Origin of the sequence: Bartonella sp. AA23NXGY (assembly GCF_042197165.1) — a bacterium.
In the GTDB taxonomy this organism is placed as follows: Bacteria; Pseudomonadota; Alphaproteobacteria; order Rhizobiales; family Rhizobiaceae; genus Bartonella.
Genome location: NZ_JBHIRO010000003.1, coordinates 1 through 14654, shown reverse-complemented (window position 1 = coordinate 14654; position 14654 = coordinate 1). Strand labels below are relative to the sequence as shown.

The 14654-nt window shown below is 41.6% G+C and carries 27 protein-coding genes and 1 pseudogene; all 28 read right to left on the bottom strand.

All coding sequences use genetic code 11. The features are described from left to right. Nucleotides 1-213 precede the first annotated feature (213 nt). Nucleotides 214-642 carry a 50S ribosomal protein L17 gene (gene rplQ, locus ACFINY_RS02300; RefSeq protein WP_273791421.1) on the bottom strand — a complete coding sequence of 143 codons (429 nt, stop codon included), beginning with the start codon at nt 640-642 and terminating at the stop codon, nt 214-216. A 24-nt stretch (nt 643-666) separates the two neighbouring features. Beyond that, on the bottom strand, nt 667-1680 hold the full coding sequence (locus ACFINY_RS02295) for a DNA-directed RNA polymerase subunit alpha (protein WP_375611485.1): 1014 nt from the start codon (nt 1678-1680) through the stop codon (nt 667-669). A gap of 94 nt (nt 1681-1774) precedes the next feature. Then, nucleotides 1775-2164 (bottom strand): 30S ribosomal protein S11, encoded by a 390-nt coding sequence (gene rpsK / locus ACFINY_RS02290; RefSeq protein WP_007347762.1) that lies wholly within the window; start codon nt 2162-2164, stop codon nt 1775-1777. 115 nt (nt 2165-2279) lie between these two features. Beyond that, nucleotides 2280-2648, bottom strand: coding sequence for a 30S ribosomal protein S13 (gene rpsM, locus ACFINY_RS02285; protein WP_026500557.1), 369 nt, complete (start codon nt 2646-2648; stop codon nt 2280-2282). Nucleotides 2649-2828: 180 nt separating this feature from the next. Next, entirely contained in the window at nt 2829-3407 is a 579-nt protein-coding gene (locus tag ACFINY_RS02280) for an adenylate kinase (RefSeq protein ID WP_375681800.1), read from the bottom strand. After that, nucleotides 3404-4750, bottom strand: coding sequence for a preprotein translocase subunit SecY (gene secY, locus ACFINY_RS02275; RefSeq protein WP_375611483.1), 1347 nt, complete (start codon nt 4748-4750; stop codon nt 3404-3406). The genes ACFINY_RS02280 and secY overlap by 4 nt, the downstream gene beginning before the upstream one ends. A 161-nt stretch (nt 4751-4911) precedes the next feature. Then, the gene (rplO, locus tag ACFINY_RS02270) at nt 4912-5379 is read right to left on the bottom strand and encodes a 50S ribosomal protein L15 (protein WP_375611482.1); all 468 of its coding nucleotides are present in this window, start codon (nt 5377-5379) and stop codon (nt 4912-4914) included. A 20-nt stretch (nt 5380-5399) separates the two neighbouring features. Continuing rightward, nucleotides 5400-5606 (bottom strand): 50S ribosomal protein L30, encoded by a 207-nt coding sequence (gene rpmD, locus ACFINY_RS02265; protein ID WP_375611481.1) that lies wholly within the window; start codon nt 5604-5606, stop codon nt 5400-5402. A gap of 31 nt (nt 5607-5637) precedes the next feature. Next, the gene (rpsE, locus tag ACFINY_RS02260) at nt 5638-6186 is read right to left on the bottom strand and encodes a 30S ribosomal protein S5 (protein WP_015856574.1); all 549 of its coding nucleotides are present in this window, start codon (nt 6184-6186) and stop codon (nt 5638-5640) included. Between the two features lie 111 nt (nt 6187-6297). Beyond that, nucleotides 6298-6660: a 50S ribosomal protein L18 gene (rplR, locus tag ACFINY_RS02255; protein WP_375611480.1), complete on the bottom strand. Its 363-nt coding sequence runs from the start codon at nt 6658-6660 to the stop codon at nt 6298-6300. 12 nt (nt 6661-6672) lie between these two features. Then, entirely contained in the window at nt 6673-7206 is a 534-nt protein-coding gene (gene rplF / locus ACFINY_RS02250; RefSeq protein ID WP_375611479.1) for a 50S ribosomal protein L6, read from the bottom strand. A 39-nt stretch (nt 7207-7245) separates the two neighbouring features. Next, nucleotides 7246-7644 (bottom strand): 30S ribosomal protein S8, encoded by a 399-nt coding sequence (gene rpsH, locus ACFINY_RS02245; protein WP_375611478.1) that lies wholly within the window; start codon nt 7642-7644, stop codon nt 7246-7248. A 14-nt stretch (nt 7645-7658) separates the two neighbouring features. Further along, nucleotides 7659-7964, bottom strand: coding sequence for a 30S ribosomal protein S14 (gene rpsN, locus ACFINY_RS02240; protein WP_273791412.1), 306 nt, complete (start codon nt 7962-7964; stop codon nt 7659-7661). Nucleotides 7965-7988: 24 nt separating this feature from the next. Next, the gene (gene rplE, locus ACFINY_RS02235; RefSeq protein ID WP_375611477.1) at nt 7989-8546 is read right to left on the bottom strand and encodes a 50S ribosomal protein L5; all 558 of its coding nucleotides are present in this window, start codon (nt 8544-8546) and stop codon (nt 7989-7991) included. After that, nucleotides 8539-8853 (bottom strand): 50S ribosomal protein L24, encoded by a 315-nt coding sequence (gene rplX, locus ACFINY_RS02230; RefSeq protein WP_375611476.1) that lies wholly within the window; start codon nt 8851-8853, stop codon nt 8539-8541. Before rplX ends, rplE begins: the two co-directional genes overlap by 8 nt. Nucleotides 8854-8865: 12 nt before the next feature. After that, nucleotides 8866-9234 (bottom strand): 50S ribosomal protein L14, encoded by a 369-nt coding sequence (gene rplN, locus ACFINY_RS02225; protein ID WP_004855715.1) that lies wholly within the window; start codon nt 9232-9234, stop codon nt 8866-8868. 143 nt (nt 9235-9377) lie between these two features. Next, nucleotides 9378-9617 (bottom strand): 30S ribosomal protein S17, encoded by a 240-nt coding sequence (rpsQ, locus tag ACFINY_RS02220; RefSeq protein ID WP_012231991.1) that lies wholly within the window; start codon nt 9615-9617, stop codon nt 9378-9380. Nucleotides 9618-9628: 11 nt separating this feature from the next. Beyond that, nucleotides 9629-9829 carry a 50S ribosomal protein L29 gene (rpmC, locus tag ACFINY_RS02215; protein WP_375606714.1) on the bottom strand — a complete coding sequence of 67 codons (201 nt, stop codon included), beginning with the start codon at nt 9827-9829 and terminating at the stop codon, nt 9629-9631. Between the two features lie 12 nt (nt 9830-9841). Beyond that, complete coding sequence (gene rplP / locus ACFINY_RS02210) at nt 9842-10255, bottom strand: 50S ribosomal protein L16 (protein ID WP_375611475.1); 414 nt, start codon at nt 10253-10255, stop codon at nt 9842-9844. A gap of 36 nt (nt 10256-10291) precedes the next feature. Next, entirely contained in the window at nt 10292-11002 is a 711-nt protein-coding gene (rpsC, locus tag ACFINY_RS02205) for a 30S ribosomal protein S3 (protein ID WP_273791408.1), read from the bottom strand. Continuing rightward, nucleotides 11002-11391: a 50S ribosomal protein L22 gene (gene rplV, locus ACFINY_RS02200; RefSeq protein ID WP_273791407.1), complete on the bottom strand. Its 390-nt coding sequence runs from the start codon at nt 11389-11391 to the stop codon at nt 11002-11004. The genes rpsC and rplV overlap by 1 nt, the downstream gene beginning before the upstream one ends. 2 nt (nt 11392-11393) lie before the next feature. Beyond that, nucleotides 11394-11672 carry a 30S ribosomal protein S19 gene (rpsS, locus tag ACFINY_RS02195; RefSeq protein WP_004855734.1) on the bottom strand — a complete coding sequence of 93 codons (279 nt, stop codon included), beginning with the start codon at nt 11670-11672 and terminating at the stop codon, nt 11394-11396. A gap of 15 nt (nt 11673-11687) precedes the next feature. Beyond that, nucleotides 11688-12521 (bottom strand): 50S ribosomal protein L2, encoded by an 834-nt coding sequence (rplB, locus tag ACFINY_RS02190; RefSeq protein WP_375611474.1) that lies wholly within the window; start codon nt 12519-12521, stop codon nt 11688-11690. Nucleotides 12522-12541: 20 nt separating this feature from the next. After that, nucleotides 12542-12835, bottom strand: coding sequence for a 50S ribosomal protein L23 (locus tag ACFINY_RS02185; protein WP_375611473.1), 294 nt, complete (start codon nt 12833-12835; stop codon nt 12542-12544). Continuing rightward, the gene (gene rplD / locus ACFINY_RS02180) at nt 12832-13452 is read right to left on the bottom strand and encodes a 50S ribosomal protein L4 (RefSeq protein WP_375611472.1); all 621 of its coding nucleotides are present in this window, start codon (nt 13450-13452) and stop codon (nt 12832-12834) included. Before rplD ends, ACFINY_RS02185 begins: the two co-directional genes overlap by 4 nt. 2 nt (nt 13453-13454) lie before the next feature. After that, entirely contained in the window at nt 13455-14192 is a 738-nt protein-coding gene (gene rplC / locus ACFINY_RS02175) for a 50S ribosomal protein L3 (protein WP_273791404.1), read from the bottom strand. 27 nt (nt 14193-14219) lie between these two features. Next, on the bottom strand, nt 14220-14528 hold the full coding sequence (gene rpsJ, locus ACFINY_RS02170; RefSeq protein WP_005773267.1) for a 30S ribosomal protein S10: 309 nt from the start codon (nt 14526-14528) through the stop codon (nt 14220-14222). A 61-nt stretch (nt 14529-14589) separates the two neighbouring features. After that, a pseudogene (locus ACFINY_RS02165) lies at nt 14590-14654 on the bottom strand (elongation factor Tu); the annotation flags it as partial.

The window sequence follows — 14654 nt, the reverse complement described above, 5'->3', positions numbered from 1 at the left end:
ACGTATCCCCGCAAATTAAGGACCTCTATTAATATTTCATAATAGAGAATAAAAACAACCTATTTGAACAATAAATATTATAAAAATAAGATAATTCAATATTCTATAATTTTCTCTCTGCACCTATTTCTCAACTAAAACAAACTTAAAAATGCTCACAAAAAAACCGCCCAAGACAAGGCGGCCTTTAAAAATCCAACAGAATAAAAAACTCTACGAAGATGTTCCCTTTTCATTCTCAGAAGCTTCCATGCGAGCACGATCCCCAGCACCCTTCGCTTCAACATCACGATCAACAAATTCTATAACAGCCATGGGCGCATTATCACCGGTACGAAACCCCGCTTTCATAATACGCAAATACCCACCGTTGCGTGATGCATAACGTGGCGCAAGCGTATCAAATAATTTTGCAACCTTTCCTGCATCACGAAGTGCTGCAATAGCTTGCCGACGCGCATGCAAACCACCACGCTTACCAAGAGTAACGAGTTTTTCAACAATAGGACGAATTTCCTTAGCCTTTGGAAGTGTTGTCACAATCTGCTCATGCTCGATCAACGAAGTTGCCATATTTGCAAACATCGCTTTACGGTGACTGGCAGTACGGTTCAACTTGCGTCCTGACTTACTATGGCGCATAAGCCCTCTCCTTAAATTCTAATTTTAATATTGATCTTCATAACGTTTTGCAAGATCATCAATGTTTTCAGGCGGCCACGCAGGAATCTCCATCCCAAGATGTAAACCCATACACGCCAAAACTTCTTTAATCTCATTCAACGATTTGCGACCAAAATTCGGTGTCCGAAGCATTTCAGATTCTGTTTTTTGAATCAGATCACCAATATAAACAATATTATCATTCTTAAGACAGTTTGCCGAACGAACTGAAAGTTCTAATTCATCCACTTTTTTGAGAAGAGCAGGATTAAAAGAAAGCTCAGAATCAGCCTCTTCAACAGGCTCCTTCTGTGGCTCTTCAAAGTTAATAAATAACGATAATTGATCCTGAAGAATGCGTGCTGCAAAAGCAACAGCATCCTCACCATTAACAGCACCGTTTGTTTCAATCGTGAGCGTTAATTTATCATAATCGAGAACTTGACCTTCGCGTGTATTTTCTACTTTATAAGATACCTTACGGATAGGTGAATAAAGACTATCAATTGGAATAAGCCCTATACGTGCATCATCAACACAATTACGATCAGATGGAACATACCCCTTTCCTGTGTTGACAATAAATTCCATACGAATTTCAGCTTCTTCATCAAGAGTACAAATAACATGATCTGGATTTAGAATTTCCATATCCCCAACTGTACTGATATCTCCCGCTTTCACGACACCAGGCCCCTCTTTATAAACGACGACACGTTTAGGCCCTTCTTCTTCCATACGAAGCGCAATTTCTTTTATATTCAGAATAATATCCGTAACATCCTCACGCACACCTGGAATCGATGAAAATTCATGCAAGACACCATCAATCTGCACAGCAGTAATAGCAGCACCACGAAGCGAAGATAACAAAACGCGACGAAGCGCATTTCCTAACGTTAAACCAAAACCACGCTCAAGAGGTTCAGCAATCACACTTATAATATTTGGATTATCATGTGCACATGATTCAACCTTATTGGGTTTAATAAGTTCCTGCCAGTTTTTCTGGATCATATTTTTATTCCCGTTCTTTAGTTCCGTTACCATTCAATCGTAACGACCAATGTGAACATCAGAGAAATCTCCGACAACAAAAAACAACACCCAATTAAACACGCCGCCTTTTCCGCGGACGACATCCATTATGAGGAATTGGTGTTACATCGCGAATAGAAGTAATGACAAAACCAACAGATTGCAATGCACGTAAAGCAGATTCACGCCCTGATCCAGGTCCACAAACTTCAACTTCCAAAGAACGCATACCATGCTCTTGCGCTTTTCTTGCACAATCCTCCGCAGCAACTTGAGCAGCAAAAGGTGTCGATTTACGCGCACCTTTAAACCCCTGAGCTCCCGCAGATGACCAAGCAATTGCATTACCCTGAGCATCAGTAATAGTAATCATTGTGTTATTAAATGTTGAATTAATATGCACAACACCCGATGAAATATTTTTACGTTCGCGACGACGAACACGTGTGGCTTCCTTGGCCATAATTTCCCTTTCAACGATCTCATCACTGCCGTAACATCAGCAGCTCCACCTTTTTTCCTTGTCAAAAAAAATCAAACAAGAAAAAGAATATATAAAAAACCTTCCACAAAGGCCCTTATTTCTTCTTACCGGCGATTGCCTTAGCCGGACCTTTACGTGTACGGGCATTCGTATGTGTACGCTGTCCTCGGACAGGCAAAGACCGGCGATGACGCAATCCTCGATAACAACCAAGATCCATCAAACGCTTAACATTCATAGCAACCTCACGACGAAGATCACCTTCAACTTGATACCCCTGATCTATTGCCTCACGAATCTGCAGCACCTCAGCATCTGAAAGCTCATGCACACGACGCCCCAAAGGAATGCCAACTCTTTCAATAATTTCTTGAGCAAATTTTGGTCCAATCCCGTGGATATATTGAAGCGCAATAATTACACGCTTATTTGTCGGGATATTGACGCCAGCAATACGAGCCACGCCTACTCTCCTTAGTTATTTTGACAAATTGTTATAAAATACCTGATATACCTTACAGAAAAAAATAGACTCAGAAAAAAATTCTTCCGAATCCTATTATTTCACTAAAATAAATTAGATTCACTTTTGATAGATTTCATCTCAAAAGTCAACTCTTTTCATTTATTTCTAAAAAAAATCTCATGAAAGAAACCCTCTAATCATACGTGTCACTTCAGCAACACCAATCATTCCATCAATAACCTTCAACATTCCCCTCTCTGAATAAAATTTTGATAAGGGAGCTGTTTTTTCACGATATTCTACTAATCTTTTTGCAAAAGCAACAGGATTGTCATCTAAACGAACCTGTCCACCAGCCGCTATTGTTTCCTCAACGCGCTTCTTCATACGTTCAATCAACACGTCTTCATCAACACACAATTCAATAACAGCATTAAGCCGCATATTTTTTGAATCCAGTATCTGTTGCAACGCTTCTGCTTGCCCCACAGTTCGCGGATATCCATCCAAAACAAAACCGTTTACACAATCAGCTTCATCAATCCGATCTGATACGATTTGATTAACAATACTATCAGGTACCAAAGCACCAGAACTTATAATAGCTTTAGCTTTTTTACCAATCTCCGTTTCTTTGGCAATCACCTCACGCAACATATCCCCTGTTGATAAATGAGGAATGTTATATTCCTCAGTCAACATTTTTGCTTGCGTACCTTTTCCCGCTCCAGGAGGACCTAAAAGAATAACTCTCATCGATTCCTTCTACCTCCACGAAGTTTTGATTTTTTTATCAACCCTTCATATTGGTGGGCAACAAGATGCCCCTGAATTTGAGCAACCGTATCAAGTGTAACAGTAACAACAATCAACAAGGATGTTCCCCCAAGATAAAAAGGAACCTGTAATGCAGATATCATAAATTCAGGTAACAAACAAACCAAGATAATATAAATAGCGCCCACAACAGTAATACGCGTCAAAACGTAATCAATATATTCGGCTGTACGCTCACCTGGACGAATCCCTGGAATAAAACCAGAATGTTTTTTCAACTGATCTGCAGTATCACTTGGATTAAACACAATAGCTGTATAAAAAAAGCAAAAAAACGCCATTAAAAATGCATAAACAATCATATAAAGTGGCTGTCCATGACCAAGAGCATAAGAAATCTCCTGAACCCATTGTGGCATTTTATCAGAAAAATTATTAATAGTGGCAGGTAATAATAATAAAGATGAAGCAAAAATAGGTGGAATAACGCCAGCAGTATTCAACTTTAAAGGAAGATGCGACATATCTCCTTGAAACATTTGATTACCGACCTGACGTTTCGGGTATTGGATAAGAATTCGCCGTTGCGCACGCTCTATAAAAACAATAAGCCCAATAACCAAAACAGCAATAAGAACGATTCCTATTAAAAGAAAAGTTGATAAATCAGCCTGACTATGAGCTGTCAAAAGCTGAGCAAAAGTAGAAGGAAAGTTGGCTACAATCCCTGTAAAAATGATAAGAGAAACCCCATTACCAATACCACGTGACGTAATTTGCTCGCCAAGCCACATAAGAAACATCGTTCCGCCAACAAGCGTAATAACAGAAGAAATACGAAACATAAGACCTGGTTCTAAAACAATTTGAAGCCCCGACCCTATACCGCTTTCAAGCGCAACCGCAATACCAAAAGCTTGTAGAATTGCCAATACGACTGTTACATAACGCGTATATTGATTGATAATCTTACGACCTAAATCCCCTTCTTTTTTAAGAGTTTCCAAAGAAGGAATAATAGATGTTAACAATTGCACAATAATAGATGCCGATATATAAGGCATGATACCCAGCGCAAAAATAGCCATACGCCCAACAGCACCTCCAGCAAACATATTAAAGAGTCCTAATACACCCGACGCGTGATGTTCAAATGTTTGCCGCAAAGCATCGATATTGATACCTGGAAGAGAGATGTAAGTGCCAAAACGATATACAAGAAGCGCCAACAGAGTAAACCAGATGCGTTTCTTTAATTCAGTTGCACGCGAAAAGGTGCCGAAATTTATATTGGAAGCAAATTGCTCTGCTGCTGATGCCATAAAACGTCTCCACTTTACACTCCAGTTCTTCAAATCACAGAAGTATAATCCTAAAATTCATATATGCATACACAAACAAATGCAGAACTTAAACAATTCTCCACAAAAGATCCCACAAAACAGATATTATTCTTCTTTAGGTCTCTATTCATATTAAAAAATTATCGAGCAATATCAGGAAGAATAACCTGACCACCCACTTTTTCAATCTTAACACGAGCAGCTTGTGAAGCACCAGAAACATGAAAGGTAATCTTAGCCTTCAAATCACCATCAGAAAGAAGACGAACCCCATCTTTTTCACGACGAATAATACCAGCCTCTTTCAAAGAAACCATATCAACAGGCTTTTCAATATTCAACTTACCTGCATCAACTGCCAACTGAATACGTCCTAGTGAAACTTCATTGTAGGTTTTAGTAAAGAAATTCCTAAATCCACGTTTTGGCAAACGACGATAGATGGGCATTTGCCCACCTTCAAAACCATTAAGGGAAACACCAGAACGTGACTTTTGCCCTTTTACACCACGACCGCCAGTCTTACCCGTACCGGAACCAATACCACGCCCAACACGCTTACGATTTTTTGTTGCGCCTTCGCAATCACGCAGTTCATTGAGTTTCATATCTAATACTCCCGCAACCCTTAACCTTCATCTATAACGCGAACAAGATGCCGAACCCGAGCAATCATACCCCGCACACAAAGTGTATCATCTAAAACGCGCCGACGACGCATTTTATTTAGTCCAAGCCCCTTTAAGGTTGCACGCTGAATCTGTGAGTTTCGAATAGGGCTTCCAATTTGTTCCACCGTCACAGTTTTACCACTCTGAGATTTTTTCTGAACCATTTCCTAATTCCTTTTCTGATAATCTCAGAAACTACCCTTCTAGGTCGACTAAATGGCGACGACGCGCCTGCAAAGTCGAATACTTTATACCACGTTGAGCAGCAATATCTCTAGGATGCATTTGATGTTTCAATGCATCAAATGTTGCACGAACCATGTTATAAGGATTCGACGATCCTAGTGATTTTGCAACGACATCCTGCATACCAAGAGCTTCAAAAATAGCACGCATTGGCCCCCCAGCAATAATACCAGTACCAGCAGAAGCCGAGCGTAGCAAAACACGCCCAGCTCCGTGACGACCTTCAAGATCATGATGCAATGTACGCCCAGACCGAAGTGGAACATAAATCATCCCACGTTTTGCAGATTCCGTTGCTTTACGAACGGCTTCTGGAACTTCACGGGCTTTACCATGTCCAAAACCCACACGGCCTTTTTGATCTCCAACGACAACAAGAGCAGCAAAACCAAAACGCCGACCACCCTTTACAACTTTAGCAACACGATTGATATGAACGAGCCTATCGACAAATTCATTATCGCGTTCTTCTCTCTCACCACGTTCTTTTTGTGCCATTCCTCATTCCTTTTTCTTTTCCGGAAGCACGATAACAAAGTCCCTCATCAAACTGGAAGAACTTAAACGAAATACTCTAAACTCTCCTTACTCATTCATAAATAAGAAATTTTAGAAACTCAAACCACCTTCACGAGCAGCTTCAGCTAAAGCTTTGACGCGACCATGGTACACATACGCTCCACGATCAAAAACCACCTCATTAACACCCGCTTTCTTCGCACGCTCAGCAATTAACTTACCAACAGCAAAGGCCGCCTTTTTATCAGCACCACTCTTTAACGATTTTTTCAAATCACTTTCAAGGGTAGAGGCTGAAACAAGTGTACATCCCCGCAAATCATCGATAACTTGAGCATAAATGTTCTGATTTGAACGATAAACACTAAGCCGAGGACGATCATGAGAAACCATTTTAATTCTACGACGAACGCGCCTTGCACGACGTTGGATAATGTCCTTAGATGAAACCATAATACAAAATCCTTATTTCTTTTTACCTTCTTTACGGAAGATACGTTCATCTGCATGCTTAACACCTTTACCTTTATAAGGCTCAGGCTTACGATACTCACGAATTTCCGCTGCAACTTGTCCAACTTGCTGTTTATCAATTCCAGAAACAACAATTTCCGTTGGCTTAGGAACAGTCACAGTAACACCCGACGGAACTTTATAAACCACATCATGCGAAAAGCCCAGAGATAGTTGAACATCTTTACCCTGCAAAGCAGCACGATAACCAACCCCATTAATCTCCAACCTCTTTTCAAAACCATCTTTCACACCACAAAAAATGTTCTCAATCATTGAGCGCGACATACCCCATTTAGAACGCGCATCTTTTGACTGATCCCGCGGCATAACTGATATGATATTCTCCTCAAGTTTGACTAAGACTTCATCATTGACGACGTAACTCAGCTCACCTTTTGGACCTTTTGCCTTAACCAGCTGTCCTTCAACAGTAGCAGCAACTCCAGAAGGAATTGAAATGGGTTTCTTTCCAATACGAGACATTGTTCTAACCTACTTTTTCTTCCGTTTTCTTGACATAACTTAGAAAACACGACAAAGGAGTTCTCCACCAACATTCTGTTCACGCGCCTCATGATCTGCCATGACGCCTTTAGGAGTCGATAAAATCGAAATACCAAGGCCATTTGCCACCTGAGGAAGTGACTTAGCAGAAACATACACACGACGCCCTGGCTTTGATACACGTGAAATCTCACGAATAGCAGCCAGCCCTTCAAAATACTTCAATTCGATTTCAATCTCCGCTTTCCCATCACCTAAATCAATTCGATTATATCCGCGAATATAACCCTCCGACTGAAGAACATCAAGAACGTGCGCACGAAGCTTCGAATCTGGAGTAACTACTTTACCTTTTTTACGACCAAGTGCATTACGAATACGTGTTAACATATCACCAAGAGGATCTGACATAGACATTAAATAATCTCCTCTTACCAACTAGACTTTACAATACCAGGAATATAGCCAATAGAGCCAAGCTCACGCAACGCAATTCGCGACATTTTTAATTTACGATAATAAGCCCGCGGACGACCTGAAACCTCACAGCGATTACGAATACGAACTTTCGAAGAATTACGCGGCAACTCTGCCAACTGAACAGAAGCTTTAAAACGTTCCTCAAGAGAAACCTTCTGATCCATAACTATTGCTTTCAAACGTGCACGACGGGCAGCATAGCGCTTTACCATCACCTCACGACGCTTATTTTTTTCAACGGCACTTACTTTGGCCATAATTTCACCTCACTACGTTTGCCGTTACGAACGAAAAGGAAAATTAAAAGCACGCAATAACTCACGAGCTTCATCATCCGTTTTCGCTGTCGTACAAACGATAATATCCATGCCCCAAATTTGATCAACTTTATCATAGTTGATTTCTGGAAACACAATGTGTTCTTTAATACCCATAGCAAAATTGCCACGACCATCAAAACTCTTTGGATTTAAACCACGAAAGTCACGAACCCGCGGAAGAGCAATCGTCACAAGACGATCTAAAAACTCAAACATACGATCTTTACGCAATGTAACTTTAGCCCCAAGAGGCATTCCTTCACGAACCTTAAAGGTCGCAATAGAATTACGCGCACGCGTAACAACAGCCTTCTGACCCGTTATTAGCCCTAAATCCTCAGCGGCAAGGGAAGGCTTCTTCGAATCAGCAGTTGCTTCACCTATCCCCATATTTATTACAACTTTATCAATCCGCGGAATTTGCATCGCATTTCTGTAATTAAACTTCTCTTGAAGCACTTTACGAATCACTTCAAAATAATGCGCTTTCATACGCGGTATTTGTCTTTCCTCAGCCATTAATCAACTCTCCCGAACGCTTGGCAAAACGAACTTTATTACCATCTGCATTCATACGAAAGCCTACACGTGTAGGCTTACCATCTTTAGGATCAGCAATCGCCAAATTAGACAGATGAATCGGAGCTTCTTTAGAAATAATTCCAGCTTCTTGCTTCTGCGTTTGACGTTGATGACGTTTAATCATATTAATCCCACGAACAAAAGCCTTATTCTCTTTTGGATTAACCTTAATTACTTCACCACTACATCCTTTATCCTTACCGGACAAAACAACAACTTTATCACCTTTTCGAATCTTTTGCATAACATTTACTCCTTACAGAACTTCAGGAGCAAGCGAGATGATCTTCATATGATTCCTACCACGCAATTCACGAGGAACAGGTCCAAAGATACGAGTACCGATCGGCTCTTTTTTGTTATCCACTAAAACCGCAGCATTACTATCAAAACGAATGACACTACCATCTGCGCGACGAATATCCTTAGCAGTACGAACCACAACAGCTTTCATAACATCACCTTTTTTAACACGGCCACGAGGAATTGCATCCTTAACCGAAACAACAATAATGTCACCGACCGAAGCATATTTCCGCTTTGAACCGCCTAACACTTTGATGCACATGACACGACGCGCTCCAGAATTATCAGCAACGTCGAGGTTTGTTTGCATCTGAATCATGACTGGCCACCTTCTCTTAACACATATATCCGATTGTATCTTTACACACTCGGATTTGCCTGCCAAATAACGATAAAGTTATCGTCTTCAAATTTATCAATGATAACCACACTGTTAAATTCTAAAACAATAAGCTTAACTCTTTACGCTACATTGTCTTTTACAACAATCCAACATTTATCTTTCGAAATTGGTCTAGATTCTTGAATAGAAACTTGATCCCCAATCTTGAATTGGTTGTTTTCGTCATGCGCTTTATAATTTTTAGACTGCCGAACAGTCTTCTTAAGAAGCGGATGAGAATAACGGCGTTCAACTTTGACAACAACAGTCTTATCACTTTTGTCGCTAATAACAACACCCTGCAAAACGCGTTTAGGCATCTCTTATTTCCTTAAACCTTACTTTCACTTATCTTTTGACGAAGAAAAGTTTTAATACGCGCAATATCACGACGAACTTGTCTAACGCGCGCAGTCTTTTCTAATTGACCTGTTGCTTTTTGAAAACGCAAATTAAATTGCTCTTTCTTTAACTTAGCCAATTCATCTTTCATTTGGTCGAGCGTTTGCGCCCGTAATTCTGTGGCTCTCATCGCTTAACCTCATTATTCAGCAATACGCTGGATGAAACGCGTTTTTATAGGCAACTTTGCAGCACCCAATCTTAGTGCTTCACGTGCAACATCCTCCGGAACTCCATCAAGCTCAAACATGACGCGCCCAGGAGCAACACGTGCAGCCCAATAATCAACACTTCCCTTACCTTTACCCATACGAACTTCAGTCGGTTTAGATGTAACCGGAAGATCTGGAAAAATGCGAATCCACACACGACCAGAACGCTTCATATAACGTGTAATCGCACGACGCGCCGCTTCAATTTGACGAGCAGTAACCCGCTCCGGCTCAACAGCCTTCAAACCGTAGGCACCGAAATTCAAATCCGTACCACCCTTCGCAAAACCGTGAATACGGCCTTTGAACTGTTTACGGAACTTTGTGCGCTTTGGCTGCAACATTGTTCTCTACTCCAAATTTTAGTTCAATCTCAAAAACTAAGCATTTTCGCGGCGACGATTCGATGAAGAACCAGATTGATCAGCTTCCGTAGCACGACGTTCTGAAGCCATCGGATCATGCTCAAGAATCTCACCCTTAAAGACCCAAACTTTAATACCACAAATACCATAAGCGGTCTTAGCTTCTGCTGTACCGTAATCAACATCAGAACGCAAGGTATGAAGTGGAACACGACCTTCACGATACCATTCCATACGAGCAATTTCAGCACCACCAAGACGGCCAGAACAATTGATACGAATACCTTCCGCACCAAGACGCATAGCAGACTGAACAGCACGCTTCATTGCACGACGAAAAGCAACACGACGCTCTAACTGTTGAGCAATTGATTGCGCAATAATTGTCGCATCAATCTCCGGTTTACGAATCTCCACAATATTCAATGAAGTTTCAGCATCCGTCATTTCTGATAGCTTACGACGAAGCTTTTCGATATCAGCACCCTTTTTACCAATAATCAAACCAGGACGTGCAGAATGAATTGTAATACGACACTTTTTATGAGGACGCTCAATAACAACCTTAGAAATAGCCGCCTGTTTAAGCTCCTCAAGCACATATGAACGAATTTTCAAATCTTCATGAAGAAGGCGCCCATATTCACCACTATCAGCATACCAACGAGAGTCCCAAGTCCGATTAACACCAAGACGAAGTCCTATTGGATTGATCTTCTGCCCCATTACGCGGCCTCCACTTTTTCGGTAACTTCACGAACAATAACAGTAAGATGCGAAAATGGACGTTCAATTCTACTAGCACGCCCTCGACCACGAACATGAAAGCGCTTCATCACTATCGACTTACCAACATAAGCTTCCGCCACAACAAGCGAATCAATATCAAGATCGTGGTTATTTTCTGCATTTGCAATTGCTGATTCAAGCGTTTTTTTCACAGTAGCAGCAATACGCTTGCGTGAAAACATCAAATCAGCGAGCGCTACATTAACTCTTTTACCACGAATCATTGCAGCAACTAAATTAAGCTTCTGCGGACTAACACGAATTGTCCGCGTGACAGCTCTTGCTTCATTATCTTTAAGCTGGCGCGAAACTTTAGCTTTTCCCATTCCTACTTCCTCTTCGCTTTCTTATCAGCACCATGACCATAATAAGTCCGGGTAGGAGCGAACTCACCAAACTTATGCCCAACCATCTCTTCAGAAACAGAAACAGGAATATGCTTATTACCGTTGTAAACACCAAAAGTTAAACCAACAAATTGCGGTAAAATAGTAGAGCGACGACTCCATATTTTTATAACTTCGTTGCGCCCACTTGCACGTACCTTCTCTGCTTTACCAAGAAGATAGCCGTCAACAAACGGACCTTTCCACACTGAACGAACCACCTCAGACTACCTTTCTCATTTCTTGCGTTGATGACGCGTACGCATAATAAATTTATCAGTGGCTTTATTGGAGCGCGTACGCTTACCTTTTGTAGGTTTACCCCAAGGAGAAACTGGATGGCGCCCCCCCGATGTACGACCTTCACCACCACCGTGTGGGTGATCAACGGGGTTCATAGCAACACCACGAACATGTGGACGTTTACCACGCCAACGTGACCGCCCCGCCTTACCATCATTAATATTCCCATGATCAGGATTTGAAACAGCGCCAACAGTTGCAAAACAGCTACTCGGAACCAAACGCTGCTCACCAGAATTTAAACGAAGAATAGCCATACCATGATCTCGTCCAACCAACTGCGCATAAGCACCTGCTGAACGTGCAATCTGTCCGCCTTTCCCTGGCTTCATCTCAACATTATGAATAATTGTACCTACAGGCATATTAGCAAGAGGCATAGCATTACCTGGTTTAACATCCACATTTAAACCAGCCATAACAGAATCACCAACACCAAGACGCTGTGGTGCAAGAATATAACTCAATTGCCCATCCTCATAGCGGATTAAAGCAATAAAAGCGGTACGATTAGGATCGTATTCTAAACGCTCAACCTTTGCTGAAACATCACGTTTAAGACGCTTAAAGTCGACAAACCGATAACTACGTTTATGTCCACCACCCTGAAAACGAGCAGTAACACGACCGCGATTATTACGCCCACCCTTTGAAGACAAACCCTCAGTTAACATCTTTACAGGTTTTCCCTTATAAAGACAAGAACGTTCCACAATAACAAGCTGACGCTGCCCAGGTGTCGTTGGATTAAATTGCTTAAGTGCCATTATTCCTATCTCCGAGCCTCTTAAAGACCTGTCGAAACGTCGATAGTCTGACCACTGGCCAGAGTTACGATCGCTTTTTTGACATCACTCTGCCGACCAACTATACCTTTGAAACGCTTCACTTTACCCTTACGGACTACCGTGTTAACTGCTTTAACTTTTACGCTAAAAAGCGCTTCAATAGCAGCCTTAATCTCAGGCTTCGTCGCTTTCGGCGCGACATTAAAAGCAACTTGATTATATTCAGAAATCATAGTCGCCTTTTCAGTAATAACTGGACTAATAATTATATCATAATGGCGAAGATCTGTCATTTAAAACGCTCCTCAAGAGCCTCAACAGCTGCTTTTGATAAAACAAGTTTGCTGCGACGCAAAATATCATAAACATTAATTCCCTGAATAGGCAAAATGTCAATATTAGGGATATTAGAGGCTGCACGAAAAAAGTTAATATCAATCTCTTTACCATCAATCAAGAGAGCGTTATTAAATCCAAGCTTAGAAAAATGAGAAACAAGCATTTTCGTTTTAGCATCCTTAACAGTCAACTCATCCACAATAATTAAATCTTTTGCTTTTAATTTTGCAGATAAAGCAAGACGTAACCCAAGAGCACGAATCTTTTTAGGAAGATCATGCGCATGGCTACGAACCACTGGTCCATGAGCCTTACCCCCACCCCTAAACTGCGGTGCACGTGCAGATGAATGTCGAGCACGCCCAGTTCCTTTCTGTTTAAACATTTTTGCCCCTGTTCGCGACACATCAGAACGACCTTGGGATTGATGACTTCCCTGCTGACGACGTGCAAGCTGCCAACGAACAACACGTTGCAAAATATCCTCACGCGGAACAAGATCAAAAATAGCTTTAGAAACCTTTAATTTGCCAGCTTCATTACCATCAAGAGTTTTAATTACAAGATCCATTATTAGGCTCCCTCAACCTCAGAGGTTTCCGTCACCGGAGTAACCATTTCCGCTTTCTCCTTCACAAGACGGCGAATACCAGCAGGCTTTGGAGCATTATCAGGAAGACGCTTCTTCACAGCATCCCGTATCAAAATCCAAGAACCTTTAGAACCAGAAACAGCACCACGCACTAAAATTAAACCACGCTCACTATCAGTGGAAATAACTTCAATATTCTGTGTTGTTACACGCACTTGCCCCATATGGCCAGCCATTTTTTTACCTTTAAAAACTTTACCAGGATCTTGGCACTGCCCTGTAGAACCATGAGCACGATGTGTAATCGAATTACCATGAGAAGCACGATGCCCACCAAAGTTATGTCGTTTCATAACACCAGCAAACCCCTTACCAATACTGGTACCAGTCACATCAACTCTTTGTCCTGGAACAAAATGTTCCACTGTAATCTCAGTCCCAACATCAAGAAGATTGTCGGGACTCACACGAAACTCTGCTATTTTGGCTTTAGGCTCAACAGAAGCCTTAGCAAAATGTCCACGAAGAGCTTGTGAAGTATTCTTAACCTTAGCAAAGCCTACACCTAATTGAACAGCAGTATAACCATTCTTTTCAACTGTACGCTGAGCAACGACTTGACAATTCTCCAAACGAAGTACCGTCACCGGCACATGCTCACCAGCATCATTATAAATACGGGTCATGCCCAGCTTCTGTGCTATTACACCTGAACGCATCGGGTCTGTTCCTTCTGTCCTCAAACCTCAGAGCTTAATTTCTACATCCACACCAGCAGAAAGATCGAGCTTCATAAGCGCATCCACTGTTTGCGGCGTTGGATCAACAATGTCAAGAAGACGCTTATGTGTTCGCATCTCAAACTGCTCACGACTTTTCTTATCGATATGCGGTCCACGATTGACCGTAAACTTCTCAATCCGCGTTGGAAGCGGAATGGGACCACGGACATTTGCACCGGTACGTTTAGCAGTCGATACGATCTCACGCGTCGACGTATCAAGAATTCTATGATCAAACGCTTTCAAGCGAATGCGAATATTCTGACTGTTCATGCTCTTTATTTCCCTGTTATACAAAGTGCCTTCAATAATCAAAGCACTCAACAAGCATTATTTATTCAATGATCTTAGAGACGATACCGGCACCAACAGTACGACCACCTTCACGAATAGCAAAAC

Coding starts and splice junctions, on each gene's coding strand:
- rplQ (WP_273791421.1), bottom strand. CDS start 642: ATGCGCCATAGTAAGTCAGGACGCAAGTTGAACCGTACTGCCAGTCAC.
- ACFINY_RS02295 (WP_375611485.1), bottom strand. CDS start 1,680: ATGATCCAGAAAAACTGGCAGGAACTTATTAAACCCAATAAGGTTGAA.
- rpsK (WP_007347762.1), bottom strand. CDS start 2,164: ATGGCCAAGGAAGCCACACGTGTTCGTCGTCGCGAACGTAAAAATATT.
- ACFINY_RS02280 (WP_375681800.1), bottom strand. CDS start 3,407: ATGAGAGTTATTCTTTTAGGTCCTCCTGGAGCGGGAAAAGGTACGCAA.
- secY (WP_375611483.1), bottom strand. CDS start 4,750: ATGGCATCAGCAGCAGAGCAATTTGCTTCCAATATAAATTTCGGCACC.
- rplO (WP_375611482.1), bottom strand. CDS start 5,379: ATGAAACTCAATGAACTGCGTGATTGCGAAGGCGCAACAAAAAATCGT.
- rpmD (WP_375611481.1), bottom strand. CDS start 5,606: ATGGTTCAGAAAAAATCTCAGAGTGGTAAAACTGTGACGGTGGAACAA.
- rpsE (WP_015856574.1), bottom strand. CDS start 6,186: ATGGCACAAAAAGAACGTGGTGAGAGAGAAGAACGCGATAATGAATTT.
- rplR (WP_375611480.1), bottom strand. CDS start 6,660: ATGGTTTCATCTAAGGACATTATCCAACGTCGTGCAAGGCGCGTTCGT.
- rplF (WP_375611479.1), bottom strand. CDS start 7,206: ATGTCTCGTATTGGAAAGAAACCCATTTCAATTCCTTCTGGAGTTGCT.
- rpsH (WP_375611478.1), bottom strand. CDS start 7,644: ATGTCTATGTCAGATCCTCTTGGTGATATGTTAACACGTATTCGTAAT.
- rpsN (WP_273791412.1), bottom strand. CDS start 7,964: ATGGCCAAAGTAAGTGCCGTTGAAAAAAATAAGCGTCGTGAGGTGATG.
- rplE (WP_375611477.1), bottom strand. CDS start 8,546: ATGGCTGAGGAAAGACAAATACCGCGTATGAAAGCGCATTATTTTGAA.
- rplX (WP_375611476.1), bottom strand. CDS start 8,853: ATGCAAAAGATTCGAAAAGGTGATAAAGTTGTTGTTTTGTCCGGTAAG.
- rplN (WP_004855715.1), bottom strand. CDS start 9,234: ATGATTCAGATGCAAACAAACCTCGACGTTGCTGATAATTCTGGAGCG.
- rpsQ (WP_012231991.1), bottom strand. CDS start 9,617: ATGCCTAAACGCGTTTTGCAGGGTGTTGTTATTAGCGACAAAAGTGAT.
- rpmC (WP_375606714.1), bottom strand. CDS start 9,829: ATGAGAGCCACAGAATTACGGGCGCAAACGCTCGACCAAATGAAAGAT.
- rplP (WP_375611475.1), bottom strand. CDS start 10,255: ATGTTGCAGCCAAAGCGCACAAAGTTCCGTAAACAGTTCAAAGGCCGT.
- rpsC (WP_273791408.1), bottom strand. CDS start 11,002: ATGGGGCAGAAGATCAATCCAATAGGACTTCGTCTTGGTGTTAATCGG.
- rplV (WP_273791407.1), bottom strand. CDS start 11,391: ATGGGAAAAGCTAAAGTTTCGCGCCAGCTTAAAGATAATGAAGCAAGA.
- rplB (WP_375611474.1), bottom strand. CDS start 12,521: ATGGCACTTAAGCAATTTAATCCAACGACACCTGGGCAGCGTCAGCTT.
- ACFINY_RS02185 (WP_375611473.1), bottom strand. CDS start 12,835: ATGACAGATCTTCGCCATTATGATATAATTATTAGTCCAGTTATTACT.
- rplD (WP_375611472.1), bottom strand. CDS start 13,452: ATGGATCTTGTAATTAAAACTCTTGATGGTAATGAAGCTGGCAAATTA.
- rplC (WP_273791404.1), bottom strand. CDS start 14,192: ATGCGTTCAGGTGTAATAGCACAGAAGCTGGGCATGACCCGTATTTAT.
- rpsJ (WP_005773267.1), bottom strand. CDS start 14,528: ATGAACAGTCAGAATATTCGCATTCGCTTGAAAGCGTTTGATCATAGA.